An 18,047-nucleotide genomic window follows, 5' to 3' on the forward strand; every position below is an offset into this window, starting at 1 on the left:
TGCTCGCTTTGCGGTTAAAATTTATTATAGACAATTTTGACTACCAGCCCGGGTTCTGTCCCAGATTAGGATTAGTTACAAGGTCTGTGGTCGGAATCGGATAGTAATACATCTTGTCTTCCCACATTCTTACGATGTTGTTCATCCATGTCAGTTCACCGGAAGTACCATTCTTTAACAACTGTGAATTTACTTTTCCGGATACTGTCGGAGAAACATCAACATAAGTTAGTGCTGATCCAAGTGAAGGTTTCGTTCCCTGATAGAATACAACGTCGTTTATTGCATCCTCATTAAGATCCATAGGTGTATTGAGAGCAGGAACATAAAATCCGTTCCACTCCTGATTCATTAGTTCGCCTCTCTTCCATCTCAGGATATCGGCAAAACGGAAACCTTCGAGACACAATTCAATACCTCTTTCTCTTCTGACTTCCAGAATAACCGGATCAGAAATATCAGGGAAGTAGACTGACTTAAGGTAAGGATCAACTACAGTTGGCTTTGTTGTGAGGCCACCTGTGATACCACCTCTGGCGCGAAGCACTCCAACAGTAGCAGCCCATTCAGCGTCGGTAAGGGTTCCAAGCTCAGCTTTTGCCTCGGCATAGTTCAACAGAACCTCTGCATAACGGAACATTGCTATTGAGTTAATGTTCAGATCTCGTGTATCATAATACATGTCGTCGAGGGTCCATTTAATAGGCTGATAACCTGTAAAGGTATAAGAGAAGAGTGGAGGAGCAGGTACCAGAAGACCACCACTTATCCTTTTGTAATCGCCTAAACGGATTGTCTGTTTTAGTCTTAAGTCCCTGTTCTTAACCTCATCTTTAAATAACTGGGTTGTGTAACCCGGATCATTTGTATAAGGAGTACCATCAAGTTTCAGATATGTATTAATAAAAGTCCTTGTGAAACTTGCCTTGTCGCCGTAGGTACCGCTTGTCCAGTACCAGTTTGCATCGTTAAGAACATTTAAGGTAAGGTCGCATATAGATGCGAGCATCACTTCGCTAGCTATCGGAGCTGCATTGGTGAAAACTGTACGATAAGACTTGCCGGCACCGCCGGTTGTATAGATTGAATATACATTGGCATCCATAACATACTTGGCTGCTGTAGCAGCTTCATTAAGCCATGTTGAAGCAGTAGCCTGAAGACCAAGTTCTGTATGATATTTTCTGAATGTACCTTCAAAAAGGCAAATCCTTGCTTTAAGTGCATAGGCAACATATTTGGTAATCTGACTTCTGGTTGCATCATTTGTTACTGTGATGTTTTCACAGGCATAATTAAGGTCAGCAAGTACAGAGTCCATAACAAGAGCTCTTGGATCACGACCTCCGTAAAGGATCGGGTCGGTAACATCGAGAGGTTTACCAATCCATGGTACATTACCAAACCTTTTTACTTTTTCGTAATAGAAGTAAGCCCTGAAGAATTTTGCTATACCAGTGTAATTCTTCCTGACAGTCTCAGATACTTTTGGATCCTTATTGTTTGCAATAAAATAATTGACGTTCCTGAGATCGCCCCAGCTCCATCCTGAACTGTTAACAGCTCCGAAAGTGCTCTTCTGGACAAACGGGAAAACAGTTTTTACTGCCATATAATCAGACATTGCGTCGAGACTCGTAGAACGGTTCGGCAACATGCCATAGAAGGAATATGTATACAGATCCAGACCCTGCTGGCTGCTGAAAACTGCAGATTTAGATGCAGTTGCCTGCGGAACCTGTTCGAGGTCGCAGCTCACCACCAGGATGCTTAAAAGGATAAACCACAAATATTGTTTTTTCATAACTGTAATTTTTTTATTAGTTAAAATGTAACACTGATACCGAATGAAGTGCTTGACATCATTGGATAATTGTATCCGTCACCTGCGTTTCCTGATGTAAATAACTGATCAGAAGGACCGGTATTCTCGACATCTATGTGACCCTTGCCAACAATCTTATAAAGCGGAGACCATGTCCAGAGGTTTTCACCTGACATGTAGACTCTCAGATCGCTTGCACCGATTTTAGCAACCAGATTCTTTGGAAGGTTATAACCTAGCTGAATATTCTTTAATCTCAGGTAAGCAATATTCTGTATATATTTCGTCTGAACAACTCCAAGGGTCCTTGAAGTATTGCTTGATGCAGCACGTGACATTGTTCTTGGCAGATAAGCGTTTACATTATCAGGTGTCCACATATTACCAAGATGCCAGATAGGAATATTGTTATATGGTCTGTTGTACTGGCCCCAGAACGATTCTGACTCTGTGCTCGGATACCACTGCTGCTTTCCAATACCCTGGAAGAATGCTGACAAGAAGAAATTGTCCCAATCAGCACCAAGAGTAATTCCATAATTGTAATGAGGAGCATTGTTTCCGATAATTGACCGGTCGCCAGGATCAGAAACACTATTTGCACCTCTGTTTATGAGACCGTCACCGTTAGAGTCCAGGAGTTTAATATCACCCGGGTACCAGATATTTGTTGGAGAAGCTCTCATCTGAGGATTCTGTTTTGCATGAGAATCTATGTCAGCCTGATCAATAAAGAATCCTTCAGTTGTATAGCCCCACATTTCACCAATAACCTGACCTTCGTAGTAATCAGAGAGAAGTTTGTCGGGATTGTTGTAACGTGTAATTACTGATCTGCTGTCGGCAAGTGTGAATCTTGCACTGTAGTTAAGAGGTTTTGAGCCAACGTTGAATTTGTCTCTCCATGTAAGTGATAATTCCCATCCTTTTGTCTCCATGTCAGCGTAGTTACCCTTAGGTGCAGTAGCTCCGAAGATAGCAGGAAGTGTCAGACCGATAGTGTACATATCAGTTGTGTTACGGATATAGTAGTCACCGACAAATCTGAGCCTGTCTGAAAGCAACGCAAAGTCAAGACCAAGGTTGGTTGTAGTTGCTGTCTCCCAGGTAATTCCATCAGGAAGAACAGATGGTCTGCTTGTATACTGTGGTTTCACACCATTAAGAATGTTACCTGACTGAGAAATAGAGAATTGTTCCTGATACACATAAGAATTAATGTTACCATTTCCCAAAGAACCGTATGAAGCTCTTAACTTAATATCAGAAATTATTTTCGGGGACACATTCCAGAATGCTTCTTTAGTTACACGCCATCCTCCGGATATTGAAGGGAAGAATGCATATCTCTGGTCCTCAGGAAATTTTGAAGAACCATCATAACGGGCATTGATTTCCAAAAGATACCTGTCTTTATAGGAATAGTTCAGCCTTGAGAATCCACCGATGATAGCCCATTTTTCATAACCTCCACCGGTTGTTATTGCCTGACCAAGAACGAGGTTCAGATCAGTGGCATCTTCATAGATAATACCGTTTCTCTGTACTCCGAGTCTGTTATAAGTAGACTGTTCATAGTTATAACCAGCAAGAACCTTAATATAATGAGCATCGTTAAAAGTATTCTCATATTCAGAATAAAGGTTGGCAGCCAGGTATTGAGTACCCGCATCTTCAAATGTCAGATCGTTAGTTGTAGTTCCTACATATGCTATTACACCGGGTTTATTGCTATAAGGAACCTGTACCCTGTGGCGAAGCACATTATTATTGTTATTCCGAACTGTGAAGTCACCTTTTATTCTTAACTTTTTGTCAAGGAATGTAGATGTAAATCCTGTGGTGTTCTTGAAAGTCTGTCTTTTCGTTTCTATATAGTTTTTACCGTAATAAAGGTCTCCGACATTATAAACAGATACCATTGTAAGAGTTCCGTCGGGGTTGAACATGGTTCCGTTTGGATGTCCCTCGTCACCGATATTCCTCCAGATTCCGCTTCCTTCACCCACGTTCATAGGGTTGTGATAGAACATCTCAGAGTAATCGGTGTTATTTTCAATCTGCAACCAAGGAAATACCTGGATTGTCCCCTTGGCCCTGAAATTCTTCATGTTATAATCATCAGAGTTATATCTGAATAATCCATCCTGTTTCATATAACGTCCAGATACCAGGTAGGTTGTTTTCTCACCACTACCACTTATTGAAATGTTATTGTCGGATGATCCTGTTCTTGGTTTGTATAGCTCTGCATAAAAATCAGTGCTTCCATAATAGACATACTCACCGGTAACAGGATCGATCTGGACTTTTTCGTAAGGCTGGCCTGATTCGACAAGAGCTTTAAAATTGTCGATATATGCCTGCGAGACCTTAAGAGTTTTGTTAATGTTCTGCGGGAATGAACCGTCGCCGTTTAAGAAAGCATCTCTGAACATTGTAACCCAGGTATAACCGTCGGTTACGAAATCAGGAACCCCGATAGGAGTCTTGATTGCATAATTACTTGAGAAAGTAACAGATGTTTTTCCTTTATCAGGATTTTTGGTTGTAATAAGTACAACTCCAAATGCACCTCTGGCACCATAAATTGAAGCAGAAGCTGCATCCTTAAGCATTGATACACTGGCAATATCATTCGGGTTCAGCAAACTTGGATCGCCTTCAACACCATCGATAAGTACAAGTGCACTACCGCCCTGACCAATTGACGTGGTTCCCCTGATGTTATAACTAGGAGCAGCAGTCGGTTTTCCATCGAGAAGTCTGATGTTAAGGTTAGGCATAACACCCTGTAAGCCCTGTGTAATGTTGGGTACAGATCTGTTTTCCAGGGCTTCACTTGTTACCTGGTCTACAGCTGCAGTAAGGTTAAGTTTTTTCTGAGTACCATAACCAACAACAACAACCTCGTCAAGTGTCCTGGTATCAGCACTAAGCATCACGTTAACAGATGTCTGGTTCTGTACAGGTACTTCTTTCGCAGTGAACCCGACAAAAGAAAAAGTCAGAGTCACATCAGAGCTGGCAACATCAATAGAATACTTACCGTCAAAATCAGTAAGGACACCCTGATTTGTGCCTTTAACCTGAACAGTAGCTCCCGGAAGGGTTACCCCTTTCTCGTCGGAAACTGTTCCGGTAATGGTTATTTTTTGGCCGTAGACAGCTGTCGAAGCCAAAAATAACAGGATCAGTAGGAAGTTTTTCATAAATTAAAATGGATTAGTGAATATTAGGGTTTGATTAAAAATATTAACACATTTAATCTTGGTAACAAAATAATAGGACTATTGTTTCAATCAGGTTAAAGAGAGGTTAATAAAAACATACACAATTATTAAATGTTTTTGAAGTTCTGAAATAAAAGAACATATAAGGAATAAAGATATGAAATATTTAAGAATGTCAATTCTGTAAGGCATGGATATTAAGGATTTTTAACACTCATTTCTGCTAATTTGATCCGTCTTAATGTGACTCACATGTTCCAATTTTTATATCTTTGAAATACCAGTACTAATCTTATTTTTCTTATAGATATTTCTGCGATTATCCTTTTTACTCAAACATTATTAACTATTAATTCAATGGAAACAGAAAACAAACCGGTTATCAAACGTCTTTACTCTCTTGATGCTCTCAGAGGATTTGACATGTTCTGGATTATGGGAGGAGAAGGTATCTTTGTGGGACTGGCTGCTCTTACAGGATGGCCAATATTGGAATGGTGGGCAAAACAACTCGATCATGTTCCCTGGCATGGATTTGTATTCTATGATATGATCTTCCCTCTTTTCCTTTTTATAGCAGGTATATCTTTCCCCTTTTCCCTTGCTAAAAGAATAGCAAATAACGACAGCAGAAAATCAATCTATAAGCATGTTATCGGTCGGGGATTGATTCTCGTTCTTCTTGGCATCATATATAATAATGGTATAAAATTCAATTTTGAGAGCTTAAGATATGGCAGTGTTCTTGGAAGGATTGGATTAGCCTGGATGTTCGGAGCTCTGATCTTCATGAACACAAAACTCACTACCAGAATTGTCTGGTTCTGGGTTATCCTTATTGGCTACTGGCTTTTAATGATTCTTTTCCCGGCTCACGATCTGGGGTCAACTGATATCTACTCCCAGGAAGGCAACCTTGCCAGTCATATCGACCGGCTGCTTATGCCCGGCAGACTATATCTTGGGAACCACGATCCTGAAGGGTTATTCAGTACTATTCCAGCTATAGGAACAGCATTACTCGGAATGTTCACAGGAGAATTTATGCTTTCAAAATATCTTCAGGACAAACCTCTTAAAAAAATCCTTTACCTGGTTCTGGCAGCTGTGGCTCTGATGGTTATAGGAAAAGTATGGAACCTCACCTTCCCTATAAATAAAAATATCTGGACAAGTTCCTTTGTATGCTTTGTTGGCGGACTAAGCCTTCTGTTGTTCTCAATATTCTATCTGATAATAGATGTGTGGCAGTATAAAAAATGGGCATTCTTCTTTGTCGTAATTGGTGTGAATCCAATAACAATATACCTCGCAGGCCGGATAATAAATTTCAGTTCAGCCAACAGGTTCTTTTTTGGCGGTTTAGCTGCAGTTATGCCTGAGTCGTGGACAGAACTTATTAATGCAACAGGAATAACCGCAATTGCATGGGTATTCCTTTATATATTGTATAAGAAGAAGATATTTCTGAAGGTGTAATAATTTCACCTCACCCCCTCTTATCCCCCTCTCCCTGGAGAGAGGGGGAAGATTGTTCCGTAATAAATATTTTAAGTTGACTTAACACATATTCTTTATTATCAATGACTTGTTCATTTGTAAACCGAAGTACTTTTAATCCAAGTCTTTCCAACTCACCTGTCCTACCATCATCATGTTCCCTGGCCTCATCACTGTTATGTATTTCCCCGTCGACTTCAATTACTAATTTCAATTTATGACAATAAAAATCAGCAATAAAAATACCTATTGGATGCTGTCTCCTGAAAACAAATCCTTGAGATCGAAATAATCTTATCTGATTCCAAAGTTGATTTTCAGCATCAGTTGGATTATTTCGCATCTCGTTAGCTAATCTGAATAGTTCAGGTTTTGCACCGAAATACATTTCTCTTTCTACTGTTTTGCCCAAATAAACCATAGAATTTAAAATTTATAGAGGAGCTAAGCCCCTCCCTCTCGGGGGAGGGGTTTGGGGAGAGGTTTTATTTCCCAAATCGGAAATATATCGTTCCTGTTAATTGTTCACCATTATAAATGTTCTTTCTACCCTGCGGTCCCTCTTCATCGGCACGTGAAAACTTGGTGCCAACCGCACTGATACCATGCAACAATGAGATATTGCCGGAAGGGAAAGGCGGATTAACTCCTCCCCTCACTCCTTTTAAATTAGTTGCAACAGCCGGTGTAAAGAGATGCAGAAACAGATCATCGGTAGATGAAATAATTGTTATCGGCAACTCCTTTGTCTGGATCTCAACAGCATAGAAATTCGAATAATATCCTTTGAATTCGGGATATTCCCATGATTGTCCGGTGATGGAATTGTTGTATTTCTTTTCATGTACACCGAATTGAGTTCCTTTAAGCCGGTTTTTCCATACACGGTACGGACCATCAGCCATAAGTTTTGCACCTGTTACAAGATTCTCAGGATATGTGAAAGAGATACCCGAAAAGTCGTGTGAACCATTAAGTGAGTACCCGTAATCAAGCTTCAGCCATCCGCCTTTCAGAAATGTCCATTTTGCATAAGATGCACTGTCGTATTGTATATCAACAATATAGTCATCCCCAAGGGCATAACTTTTCATCTCCTTAAATTTACGGTTCAATCCGGCAAACTCAAGCCCTCCGAATGGTATATCTTTTCCATTATTGCTTACTGAGGTTATTGATCCGGTCAGTTTATTAAAAGTAACAATAGTATTCCCCGATGAAACACTAAGCTGATCGTTAAAAACAGATGCTATTCCGGTGGAAGCTGAAGATGAATTCACAGTGCGGGAACTGAAATCCTGAGGGCTGACAATATTCCACGACCATGTGTTTATATTACGCCCATACTGGTCAACTGCAGTTACGTACAAAACATCATAGCTTTTCCAGTCAACAGGGAGTTCAAGGTTCAAAGTTCCATGTTCACCAACTCCAATATCAGGAGATTTAACTGGTCCGGATTTTCTGACAGTCTCAATTTTGGGGAAATTATTACCATACTTCACAAGTTCATAGGAATAGCTGCCAAGGTTAAGATTGCTATACAGGAACCTGTTAATTACCTCAAGCTTTCCATCGAAATCAGGCCCTATTTTTGTTGTTTTAATATGAACCGGTGACCATATTTCTTTCACGGTATAGAAGCTTCCCTCCTTCTCATGGTATGGACCAAGGATGCCATCAGGGGCCTGATTGCCCCAGGTGTCGATCGAATCATTCTTATCGCGTCGTTCAACACCCTCATCTGCAAATACCCACAAAAAGGCACCAGCCGACAAAGGCTTTGACATCATGAAGTTCCATTGATCATCAAGTCCTGCGCCATGACCTCCATCATTTAATCCGTGAAGGAATTCTGTAGGGAAGTAGATATTCTTACCATTATTTAATACGTTCTGAACATAATTGAACTTCGGATAATGCTTTGTATCAGTGTTGTTTATTATTGACCATGGTTCAATTACGGTACGTTTCTGGGGATCATACAGGGCATAATCCCCTCTTACATCTTTATTAAAACCGCCCTCATTCCCATTATCCCATAATACAATAGACGGATGGTTCACATCCCTCTCAACGACCTGTCTGACAAGCCTTTTAGCTGTCGGAGTATCATAAAATTTCTGCCATCCTGCGAGTTCGTCCAATACAAACATTCCCATAGAATCGCATACATCAAGAAAATACTGGTCGGGAGGATAATGACTCATCCTCACAGCATTCATATTCATGTCCTTCATTAAGCTGACATCATCAATTGCCAGCTTCTTACTGCTTGTTCTTCCTGAAGAGGGCCAGAAAGTATGCCGGCATACACCTCTGAATATAATTTTCTGATTGTTTACATAGATCCCGTCTTCAGGCCGGACCTCAACTGTGCGGAATCCAAACTTCTGTGTCAGCTGATGAATTACCTTATCTCCTGAAGTTATAGTCACAACAACCTGATAAAGATTCGGGAACTCAGGATTCCACAAAGCGGGTTTTGAGAAAGTTCCTTTGAGTATAGCCTTACCTGTTGTATCTTTATTTATTGATGAAGAAATTTTTCCGCCGAATGGTTTGCCGTCAATAGTCTGCAACTGAGCAGTTACTATTCTTGCTTTCCCTTTTCCTTTAGTGTAAACATCCATATAAAAAGAGCCATCCGCCTTAGCATCAATTGCAACTCTGTCGATGAATTGTGTTGGGACTGCCTTCAGGTAAACGGGACGAAAGATCCCTCCGAAAACCCAATAGTCGGATAACCGCTCAGCCCTGTTAACACTCTCATTAGCTGATTCTTTTGTTACCTTCACCTCAAGAAGATTATTCCCTCCCCAATTCAATAGCCCTGTTATGTCATATTTAAACTGATAAAAGGCCCCCTGGTGTATAGGTCCTGCCGGTTTCCCGTTTATTTTCACTTCGGTATCTGTCATTGAGCCCTCGAAAACAATAAACACCAGTTTCTTTTTCCAGTTTTCAGATACATTAAACTCATATTTATAATGTCCGGTTTCATTAACTTCTTTATTGACCTTCCCGTATAAATATGAGCCGAATCCCTGAAGTTCCCAATTGGATGGAACTCCTATTTTGCTCCATTTATCTTTGTTCATGCCGTTGTTAACCATGAAATCCCATTGAACCATATTGTCTTTATCAGTACCTGACAAATATTGTATTTCTGTTTCCTGTGCTCTGATTACAGAAAATCCGCAAATCATGGCAATAAAAAGTAGCGCTTTTTTCATCGGGAGATTAATAAAAATGAGATACCAAGATCAATAAAAAAATTCACAGGAACTAAGAATTTGATATATTTGTTATAGTAGAGACGCAATGCATTGCGTCTCAATGAAAAAACAAGAGAAACACAAGGCATTGCATTTCTACAAATTTGATATTAATGATTTAGAATACATATAACATGAAAACCAAAATCATAATCATTTTATTATTAGCAGGTTTATCCTTCCCGGTATTGTCCCAGACAACACCTGCAAAGGTTAACGACTCCAACACAGCTCTCCACCTTCTGCCTCCCGACTATCCTGTGCCTTACGGCCCTCAGAAGACTGAAGATATTACTGGTGTACTTAATCGTTTATATACATTTCTTGAAGCAGCAACTCCTGCAAAGGTAATCGACATTCAGTCCAAAACTGAAATCACCGACCTGACAAAGCTTACTTCAAAATCTGTATTTGAACCTGGTTTTCTCAGGCTTATAAGTTATGAATGGGGTGTAGCCTACGGAGCCATGCTGGTTGCCAGCGAGGCTACAGGTGATCCAAAGTACAGGGAATATACTGTTAAAAGAATCAACCTGATTGGCGATGTGGCACAATTCTTCAAAACTAATCCTACAACAAACAGCCCGGTCAGATCAGTACTGGAACCCAGGGCACTTGATGATGCCGGATCGATGTGCGCAGCAATGATTAAAACAATGAATGCCGGAGGTAAACCTGCCCTGAGGCCTTTCGTTGATAATTATATAAATTATATTTCTGACAAACAGCAAAGACTGCCAGACGGAACCCTGGCCAGAAACAGACCATTACCAAATGCTTTATGGCTCGACGATCTCTACATGAGTGTGCCTGCACTGGCTCAGATGGGAAAGCTCACAGGCAATACCAAATACTACGACGATGCCTGCAAACAGATTCTCCAGTTCTCTGCAAGGATGTTTAATACAAATCAGAATCTCTATATGCACGGCTGGATCCAGGAGATGAACCCTCATCCGGAATTTTACTGGGCACGATGCAACGGATGGGCTCTTTTGGCAATGTCAGAGCTTCTTGATGTTCTTCCCGCAAATCATCCGTCAAGAACAAAAATACTCGATCAGTTTCGTAATCATCTGAAAGGTATTGCTTCTTATCAGTCAGGAACAGGTTTCTGGCACCAGTTAATAAACAGGAATGATTCCTATTTAGAAACCTCGGCTACTGCAATTTTTACATATTGTGCTGCCCATGCTATTAATGAGGGATGGGTTGATTCACAGGCTTTTGGACCAATGGCAGTGCTTGGATGGAATGCTGTACAGACCAAGGTAAACAGTAAAGGCGAGGTTGAAGGAACCTGTGTCGGAACAGGAATGGCTTTCGATCCTTCATTCTACTACAACAGGCCAGTTAATGTTGCTGCAGCACATGGCTATGGTCCGGTAATTATGGCTGGTGCTGAAATGATAAAACTTCTGAAGAACTACCAGGTTGTTATCAACGACGCCGCAGTGATGTTTTATCCGCTGGGTACTGATTGGAGAAACTACAGATAAAATTCCTCTGTGTCTCTCTGTGGCTCCTCCGGATTTTCTCTGTGTAACAAAAAATCAAGAACTGACACAGAGTTACACAGAGTAAGCACAGAGTTACACAGAGAAAAATCAAATTAACATGAAGAGATTCTTAATCCTTATGCTGCTTTTCTCTCAGGCAACAGCTGCACAGCAGGTTACATGGCCTGAGATAACAAGTGAAAACAAACCCTGGACTCGCTGGTGGTGGCCGGGTAGTATAGTAACACAAACTGACCTGACTGCTGCTATGGAGACATATAAGCAAGCCGGACTGGGAGGTATGGAGATTGCAGTCATTTATGGAGTTAAAGGACAGGAAGACAAATTCATCAACTACCTGTCGCCCAAGTGGATGGAAATGTTTATACACACTCTGAAGGAGGGTGAAAGACTCAATCTTGGAATTGATCTCGCAAACGCATCAGGATGGCCATTCGGTGGGCCATGGGTCGATCCGGCAGACGCCTGCAAAAACATAAATTTTAAAACCTATTCTCTTAAAACCGGAGAATCCCTGTCAGAAAAAATTGAATTCATACAACAGCCATTGGTAAGGCCGGTTGGTCAGAAACCTGATATAGCAAAACTTGTTGATCCGATCGCTAAGAACAAGAATCTCCAGTTATATGCTCTCGACCAGATCCGTTTTGAGAAACCATTACCGCTTAAGACTCTAATGGCCTATTCCGATTCAGGGACTGTCATAAATCTTACCAGCAGGGTAACATCAGAAAAAACACTCAACTGGGTCGCCCCTTCCGGCAACTGGACTCTTTATGCCCTGTTTGAAGGGTGGCATGGCAAGATGGCCGAAAGGGCTGGTCCGGGTGGCGAAGGTGATGTTATCGACCACTTTTCAGGTAAAGCTATTGATACCTACCTGGAGCACTTCGATATGATTTTTAAGGACTACGATATAAAATCCCTGCGGGGATATTTCAACGATTCCTATGAGGTGGATGATGCATCGGGACAGGCAAACTGGACAAACGACCTGTTCAATGAATTTTTTATAAGAAGAGGTTATGATCTGAGAAGTGAACTTCCGGCACTGTTTCAGAAAGATACTCCGGATAAAAACAGCAGGGTTCTTTCAGATTATCGTCAGACTATCGCAGACCTTATTCTTGAGAAATTTACAACCCGCTGGACTGCATGGGCAAATAAACAGGGAAAGACTACACGTAACCAGGCTCATGGCTCTCCGGGAAATATTCTTGATCTCTATGCCGCTTCTGATATTCCGGAAACGGAAGGAAATGAGATAACAAAACTTAAATTTGCCTCATCAGCAGCCAATGTTACAGGTAAAAAGTATGCCTCATGTGAAGCAGCCACCTGGCTTGGTGAGCACTTTACTTCATCGCTTGCTGATGTCAGGAAAGCTGCTGATCTCTTTTTTCTTGGAGGCATTAATCACCTGTTTTATCATGGTACATGCTTTTCACCCCAAAACGAACCATGGCCCGGATTTTTGTTTTACGCGGCAGTTGAGTTCACTCCCGCTAACAGCTTCTGGAACGACTTCTCAAAACTGAATAGTTATATAGCCAGGGTTCAGTCTTTTCTCCAGTCCGGGAAGTCTGATAATGATATACTTCTGTATTTTCCGATTTTTGACAGATATTCTGATTATGGAAGAGGAATGCTCGAACATTTTGATGCGATCAGTCCGGCATATAATGGCACACCATTTAAAACAGGAGCAGAAACTATGCTCGAAGAAGGGTACTCATTTGATTATATATCTGACCTTCAGATTATGAATACGGATGCCGGTGAAAATCTGCTGCAGACTCAGGGAAATACATACAAAACACTTGTCATACCCGGCTCAAAATATATTCCGATAGAGACATTCTCTCAGGTACTCAGACTTGCCAGTTCAGGAGCTAATATTATAGTATTCGGAAATCTGCCTGAGAATGTTGCCGGGTGGGCCGACATGGAATCACGAAGCGATGATTTCAGAAAAATGAAAGAAGGACTCATATTTAAACCGACCAAAACCGAAAACGTCTCTGAGGCTATTGTAGGAAACGGGAAAATAATCTTGGGTACTGACCTGAATTCTCTTTTGGCTTATGCCGGAATAAGGCGTGAACCAATGTCCGATAGGGGAATTAAGTTTGTCAGGAGAGAGACAAAAACCGGATTCTGCTATTTTATTAACAACCAATCAGATAAAGCATTTAAGGGATGGCTTCCGCTTAGCGTTAAAGCCTCATATGCTGCTATCTTTAATCCTATGACTGAAAAAACAGGGACCGCTCAAAATAGGATTTCCGGGAACGGTGAATCAGAAGTATATATGAATCTGAAAGCCGGGGAATCAATGATTATAGAGACTTCGTCTGTGAAATATAAAGGAAAACCATATCTGTTTTTTGATCCGGCATCTGAACCTCTTGATATATCAGGAACCTGGAAAGTTGAGTTCATCAGGGGCGGACCAACACTTCCGGAAGCTAAAGAGGTAAACACACTGATATCCTGGACAAATTTTGGCGTGGATGATCTGAAAAACTTCTCAGGTACAGCAAAATATACTATCAGTTTCAATAAACCTGCTGGAAAAGCAGACGCTTATTCGATCAACTTTGGAAAAGTTTTTAATAGTGTAAAAGTTACACTTAACGGCAAAGAGGTTGGCAGTTTAATTGGTCCTGATTTCAGTTTTGAAATTGATAAAAGTCTTGTTAAGTCTGTCAATACTCTTGAACTTAATGTATCTAATCTGATGGCAAACAGGATTGCATATCTCGACCGGAATAAGATTGAATGGAAAAAGTTCTACAATATCAATATGGCTGCACGACTTAAGGAAAATAACAGGAATGGCATATTTGATGCATCGGAATGGAAACCAATGGAATCTGGATTGATTGGTCCGGTGACGATTACACCATTGAAATCCCAAAATCGTTAAAAACGTAGAGACGCAATGCATTGCGTCTCATTAAATGTGGCCTGTAATTAATGCGGAACTATTATAATGTGGCCTGTAATTAATGCGGATCTATTATAATGTGGCCTGTAATAATACAGAGACGCAATGCATTGCGTCTCTACAACGATATTGCATCTTAAATTTTAGATTAATCCGTAATGGCCTGATATACCATGGCTTTGAATTTATCATGGATCTCGCCATGGCTCATCGGGAACTGCTGTATGAAAAGCAGGCAGACCAACCTTTCTTTGGGGTCGGCCCAGTAATTTGTTGAAAAATATCCTCCCCATGAGAAAGAGCCCTCTGATATACCCAGCCTGGTCTGGCCCTCTTTGGTTGTGATCTCAAATCCGAGACCGAATTTATCCCTTCCCAAATCTATGTCCCCAATCTGATTTGAAGTAATCAGGTCAACGGTTCTTCTGGCAAGAAGTCTCTTTCCGTTGTAAGTACCATTATTTAATAACATCTGAAGAAATCTAGCATAATCAATTGTGGTTGAACTCAATCCTGCTCCCCCTGAATAATAAGTACCTGCTGCCAGAGGATAATCCACAAACCCATCTGTAACGACACTGAGAGGCTTCTTTCCGTTCTCAAGTGATACCTTTACAAGTCTTTCCTTTTTCTCTTCCGGAATATAAAAATATGTATCATTCATACCAAGCGGTTCGAAAATATGTTTATGGAAATAGTTATCAAGTGTTTCTCCCGACCATATCTCAACCAGGTATCCCAGAACATCTGAATTAAGACCATAGGTGAACCGTTCGCCCGGATTATGAACCAGCGGGAGTCTTCCAAGTACTCTGATCTTTTCGCCAAGAACAATTTTCTCGCTTACAAAGCCCGTTGGAATTCCGGCTTTTGCATAAACTGCATTCATCGTTGCAGATCCTATTCCAGCATAATCGATACCTGAAGTATGTGTAAGCAGGTCTCTAACTGTCACTTCTCTTTTTGCTTTTACTGTAGTGAAGGTTGTATCTGCAGGATTGAATTTATCTATTACCTGAGCATTCGAAAATTCAGGAATGTATTTCGAGACAGGGTCGTCGAGGAGAAATTTACCCTCTTCAAAAAGCATCATTGCAGCGATACTTGTTATAGCTTTCGTCTGAGAGGCAATCCTGAAGATATCATCATTCTTCAGAACGGTTTTTTTCTCTATATCACTGTATCCAAACGACTTATTGTAAACTATATTTCCGTCACGGGCAATAAATCCGGTCGCACCGGCAATCCAGCCGCTGTCGATTCCCTGTTGTATCATTTTATCAATCCGGGCCAGGCGGTCTGATGATACATTTACTGATTCCGGTGATGCCGGCTGAAGTGTAGTCTGAGGTTTCTCTGTACATGAAATAATCAGAACCAGAATCAGAACTACTTGAAGGAAAAGAATCTTTTTCATTGTATATAAATTTATGCTCTTCTCTGTGGTTCTCTGTGTATTCTCAGTGAATCTCTGTGTAATAAAAAAAAAGAACTGACACAGAGTTACACAGAGGATACACAGAGTTTCACAGAGAAAAAAACTATTTCTATTTGCCTTTTTTACTGGGCTTGTTTTCCTTTTCCTTCTTCGGTTCCTTAACCTTTTGCTCCTTTTCTTTGGGCTCCATTGATTTCTCAAGCTTATACATTTCTGCTCCCGCCAGCAGGAAACAGCCTAATCCAAAATCTTCAAAATTAGGAACAATATCATACCCGACAGGCTGACTGTCTTTTGGTTCCTTGCCGGTACCCTGTACATACCCGAGGAATCCGTTCGGATGCAGAGATTCTGTCACAAGGGCATTCCAGGCCTTATCAACCACTGGCTGATAATCCTTTTTACTTATCACTCCCTCATTTATTCCCCATGCCATACCATATACAAAAAGAGCTGTACCGGTAACTTCTTTTCCTCCGAAGTTAGTCGGATCCATGAGGCTTACATTCCAGAATCCGTCTTCTCTCTGCAATGGAACAAGTGCCTCAAACATCTCTGTTAATGTCTGGATATATTCCTTTTTGTACTTGCTGTTCTTTGGAAGAAATTCGATAGTTCTCACAAGTGCCGCTACTACCCAGCCATTTCCTCTCGACCAGTAGCAATTCTTTCCATTAGGCTCTTTGTAGGGCGGAACAAAATCTTTGTCACGCCACCACAGATGGTCCTCATTACTATAGAGTCCGTTGGTTCCGTGCTTGAGCTTTGTATACAGATACATTTCATGCATCCGGTCGTAATATTTTTCTTCGTTGTAGATCTTACCAAGTCTGGCATAAACGGGCATTGCCATCTGTAGTGCATCAATCCAGTTCCAGTCATCAATCTTGTCAGTTGCAAGCATATTGTCGATACATGCCCGTATATCTCTGATCCTTTCCTCCTTGTATCTGTCGAGCATATATAGATCGATATATGTCTGTCCGCAGCACTGGTTATCGCCATTCCTTGTTTTTATTCCGTCGCGAAGCCCCCATTTATGAAATTCACCCCAGTCGAGTGCATACTTCAGGTATGTGGGATCGGCATTGAGCTTATAAAGTGACATTAATCCTTCATAGTATACCCCACGGGTCCATATATTGCTTGGCCGCTCCCGTTCTGTAATGATAGTCTTTCCTACATCGGGCCATTTCTCCATGAAATATTTGTTAGCCAGCACCATCGACTCCATTGTCTTTGCACTTGAGACAGTCTGAGCTGACATTTCTGTCGGTGAAGTAATAATGAGTATCAGCAAAACAAACATTAACATACCTAATCTCTTCATAATAAATATCATACTACTTTTAACTTTGAACTTCTAACTTTGAACTTTGAACTTTGAACTTTTCCTATTTCATCTTCACCTTACCCAGTAACAGATCAGTCAGGTTCTCAGCTGCTTTGCGGTTTTCAAAACTTTCAGGCAGGCGGTCATGATCGATATATTCATTGTAGATCCACGGATCGCCAATAGCAAAAACATATCCTTTTCCATACTTGTTTTCAGCCATCAGTACTTTCCCGTTCTCAGTCAGTATTGATTTTGCCGTCCCTGAAAGATTTATATCTGCCACCTCTTTAATATAGATTTTTGAAACACCTTTAAAAAGAGGATGGGCAGGAAGATTTATGCATGCCCCCATCTCAAAGTTGGTACCTGTTACAGGATGCAGAGTGACATGGTTAAAAGTCATTCCAAACTCCTTCATCAACTGATTAAGATGAGTAAACTCGCAATTGGGAGCATCGTTTGACAGTACAGCGAGTACACCTCCTTTTTTCACCCAGCCTGTTATTGCCTTAATATCAGCAGCCGATAAATAATTAGGATAGGGAGACTCTGTAGTTGTGTCTGGATCAACCAATATATACACATTGATCTTACTTAATACAGCTGGTGTTGGTCTGCCAATAGTAATGATCTGTGCACCTTTTGCCGTGAATATCTCACCCCATCTTGAGTAACCACTGTTTTCAGTGTCGCTCCACAGATAATGGAAAGGCTTGTTTGTCTTTGCATTGGTTTCACTATTAAACCAGTTATCCAGTCCGACAACAGGCTGCGCTATTGCACTGCTGCTAAAGAATGCCGATACTATAATTACTGCCAGGAAGAGTCTGTTCCTGATTTTTTCGTTTTTTTCCATAATTACCGAAGGTTTTAATATTTCAAAAATATGAAACATTACCGATGATACAACCATATTTTAAAACATATTCCTCAGGTTAGATGAATAATTATCTTTGTTTATGAAGTC

General features: G+C 40.8%; 10 protein-coding genes. 3 read left to right on the forward strand and 7 right to left on the reverse strand.

Features of this window, described 5'->3' with window-relative positions:
• Positions 1-40 precede the first annotated feature (40 nt).
• Both IPJ16_04020 and IPJ16_04025 read right to left on the reverse strand, forming a co-directional pair.
• Positions 41-1,804 carry a RagB/SusD family nutrient uptake outer membrane protein gene (locus IPJ16_04020; protein MBK7626354.1) on the reverse strand — a complete coding sequence of 588 codons (1,764 nt, stop codon included), beginning with the start codon at positions 1,802-1,804 and terminating at the stop codon, positions 41-43.
• A 20-nt stretch (positions 1,805-1,824) separates the two neighbouring features.
• Positions 1,825-5,037, reverse strand: a complete 3,213-nt coding sequence (locus tag IPJ16_04025; protein MBK7626355.1) for a TonB-dependent receptor — start codon at positions 5,035-5,037, stop codon at positions 1,825-1,827.
• A gap of 378 nt (positions 5,038-5,415) precedes the next feature.
• On the opposite strand from IPJ16_04025, the gene IPJ16_04030 reads away from it, so the two are divergent.
• Positions 5,416-6,537: a DUF5009 domain-containing protein gene (locus tag IPJ16_04030; GenBank protein ID MBK7626356.1), complete on the forward strand. Its 1,122-nt coding sequence runs from the start codon at positions 5,416-5,418 to the stop codon at positions 6,535-6,537.
• A 10-nt stretch (positions 6,538-6,547) separates the two neighbouring features.
• Here IPJ16_04030 and IPJ16_04035 read toward each other — a convergent pair whose 3' ends face one another.
• Together IPJ16_04035 and IPJ16_04040 are read right to left on the reverse strand one after the other, a co-directional pair.
• Positions 6,548-6,979, reverse strand: coding sequence for an endonuclease domain-containing protein (locus IPJ16_04035; GenBank protein ID MBK7626357.1), 432 nt, complete (start codon positions 6,977-6,979; stop codon positions 6,548-6,550).
• A gap of 64 nt (positions 6,980-7,043) precedes the next feature.
• The gene (locus tag IPJ16_04040; GenBank protein ID MBK7626358.1) at positions 7,044-9,794 is read right to left on the reverse strand and encodes a glycoside hydrolase family 2; all 2,751 of its coding nucleotides are present in this window, start codon (positions 9,792-9,794) and stop codon (positions 7,044-7,046) included.
• A 176-nt stretch (positions 9,795-9,970) separates the two neighbouring features.
• On the opposite strand from IPJ16_04040, the gene IPJ16_04045 reads away from it, so the two are divergent.
• On the forward strand, positions 9,971-11,335 hold the full coding sequence (locus IPJ16_04045; GenBank protein MBK7626359.1) for a glycoside hydrolase family 88 protein: 1,365 nt from the start codon (positions 9,971-9,973) through the stop codon (positions 11,333-11,335).
• A gap of 139 nt (positions 11,336-11,474) precedes the next feature.
• On the forward strand, positions 11,475-14,285 hold the full coding sequence (locus IPJ16_04050) for a glycoside hydrolase family 2 protein (GenBank protein ID MBK7626360.1): 2,811 nt from the start codon (positions 11,475-11,477) through the stop codon (positions 14,283-14,285).
• Positions 14,286-14,454: 169 nt separating this feature from the next.
• On the opposite strand, the gene IPJ16_04055 is transcribed toward IPJ16_04050, so the two are convergent.
• From IPJ16_04055 to IPJ16_04065, 3 genes are all read right to left on the reverse strand, one after another.
• Positions 14,455-15,723 carry a serine hydrolase gene (locus IPJ16_04055; protein ID MBK7626361.1) on the reverse strand — a complete coding sequence of 423 codons (1,269 nt, stop codon included), beginning with the start codon at positions 15,721-15,723 and terminating at the stop codon, positions 14,455-14,457.
• Positions 15,724-15,853: 130 nt separating this feature from the next.
• Complete coding sequence (locus IPJ16_04060) at positions 15,854-17,074, reverse strand: glycoside hydrolase family 88 protein (protein MBK7626362.1); 1,221 nt, start codon at positions 17,072-17,074, stop codon at positions 15,854-15,856.
• A 64-nt stretch (positions 17,075-17,138) separates the two neighbouring features.
• Positions 17,139-17,936 carry a DUF4350 domain-containing protein gene (locus IPJ16_04065; protein ID MBK7626363.1) on the reverse strand — a complete coding sequence of 266 codons (798 nt, stop codon included), beginning with the start codon at positions 17,934-17,936 and terminating at the stop codon, positions 17,139-17,141.
• Positions 17,937-18,047 lie beyond the last annotated feature (111 nt).

This window comes from Bacteroidales bacterium (assembly GCA_016709865.1).
Classification (GTDB): Bacteria; Bacteroidota; Bacteroidia; order Bacteroidales; family VadinHA17; genus LD21.

What these genes read in the sequence shown, in the direction of transcription:
- IPJ16_04065 (MBK7626363.1), bottom strand. Translation starts at nt 17,936, where the DNA reads ATGGAAAAAAACGAAAAAATCAGGAACAGACTCTTCCTGGCAGTAATT.
- IPJ16_04050 (MBK7626360.1), top strand. Translation starts at nt 11,475, where the DNA reads ATGCTGCTTTTCTCTCAGGCAACAGCTGCACAGCAGGTTACATGGCCT.
- IPJ16_04060 (MBK7626362.1), bottom strand. Translation starts at nt 17,074, where the DNA reads ATGAAGAGATTAGGTATGTTAATGTTTGTTTTGCTGATACTCATTATT.
- IPJ16_04055 (MBK7626361.1), bottom strand. Translation starts at nt 15,723, where the DNA reads ATGAAAAAGATTCTTTTCCTTCAAGTAGTTCTGATTCTGGTTCTGATT.
- IPJ16_04040 (MBK7626358.1), bottom strand. Translation starts at nt 9,794, where the DNA reads ATGAAAAAAGCGCTACTTTTTATTGCCATGATTTGCGGATTTTCTGTA.
- IPJ16_04030 (MBK7626356.1), top strand. Translation starts at nt 5,416, where the DNA reads ATGGAAACAGAAAACAAACCGGTTATCAAACGTCTTTACTCTCTTGAT.
- IPJ16_04045 (MBK7626359.1), top strand. Translation starts at nt 9,971, where the DNA reads ATGAAAACCAAAATCATAATCATTTTATTATTAGCAGGTTTATCCTTC.
- IPJ16_04035 (MBK7626357.1), bottom strand. Translation starts at nt 6,979, where the DNA reads ATGGTTTATTTGGGCAAAACAGTAGAAAGAGAAATGTATTTCGGTGCA.
- IPJ16_04020 (MBK7626354.1), bottom strand. Translation starts at nt 1,804, where the DNA reads ATGAAAAAACAATATTTGTGGTTTATCCTTTTAAGCATCCTGGTGGTG.
- IPJ16_04025 (MBK7626355.1), bottom strand. Translation starts at nt 5,037, where the DNA reads ATGAAAAACTTCCTACTGATCCTGTTATTTTTGGCTTCGACAGCTGTC.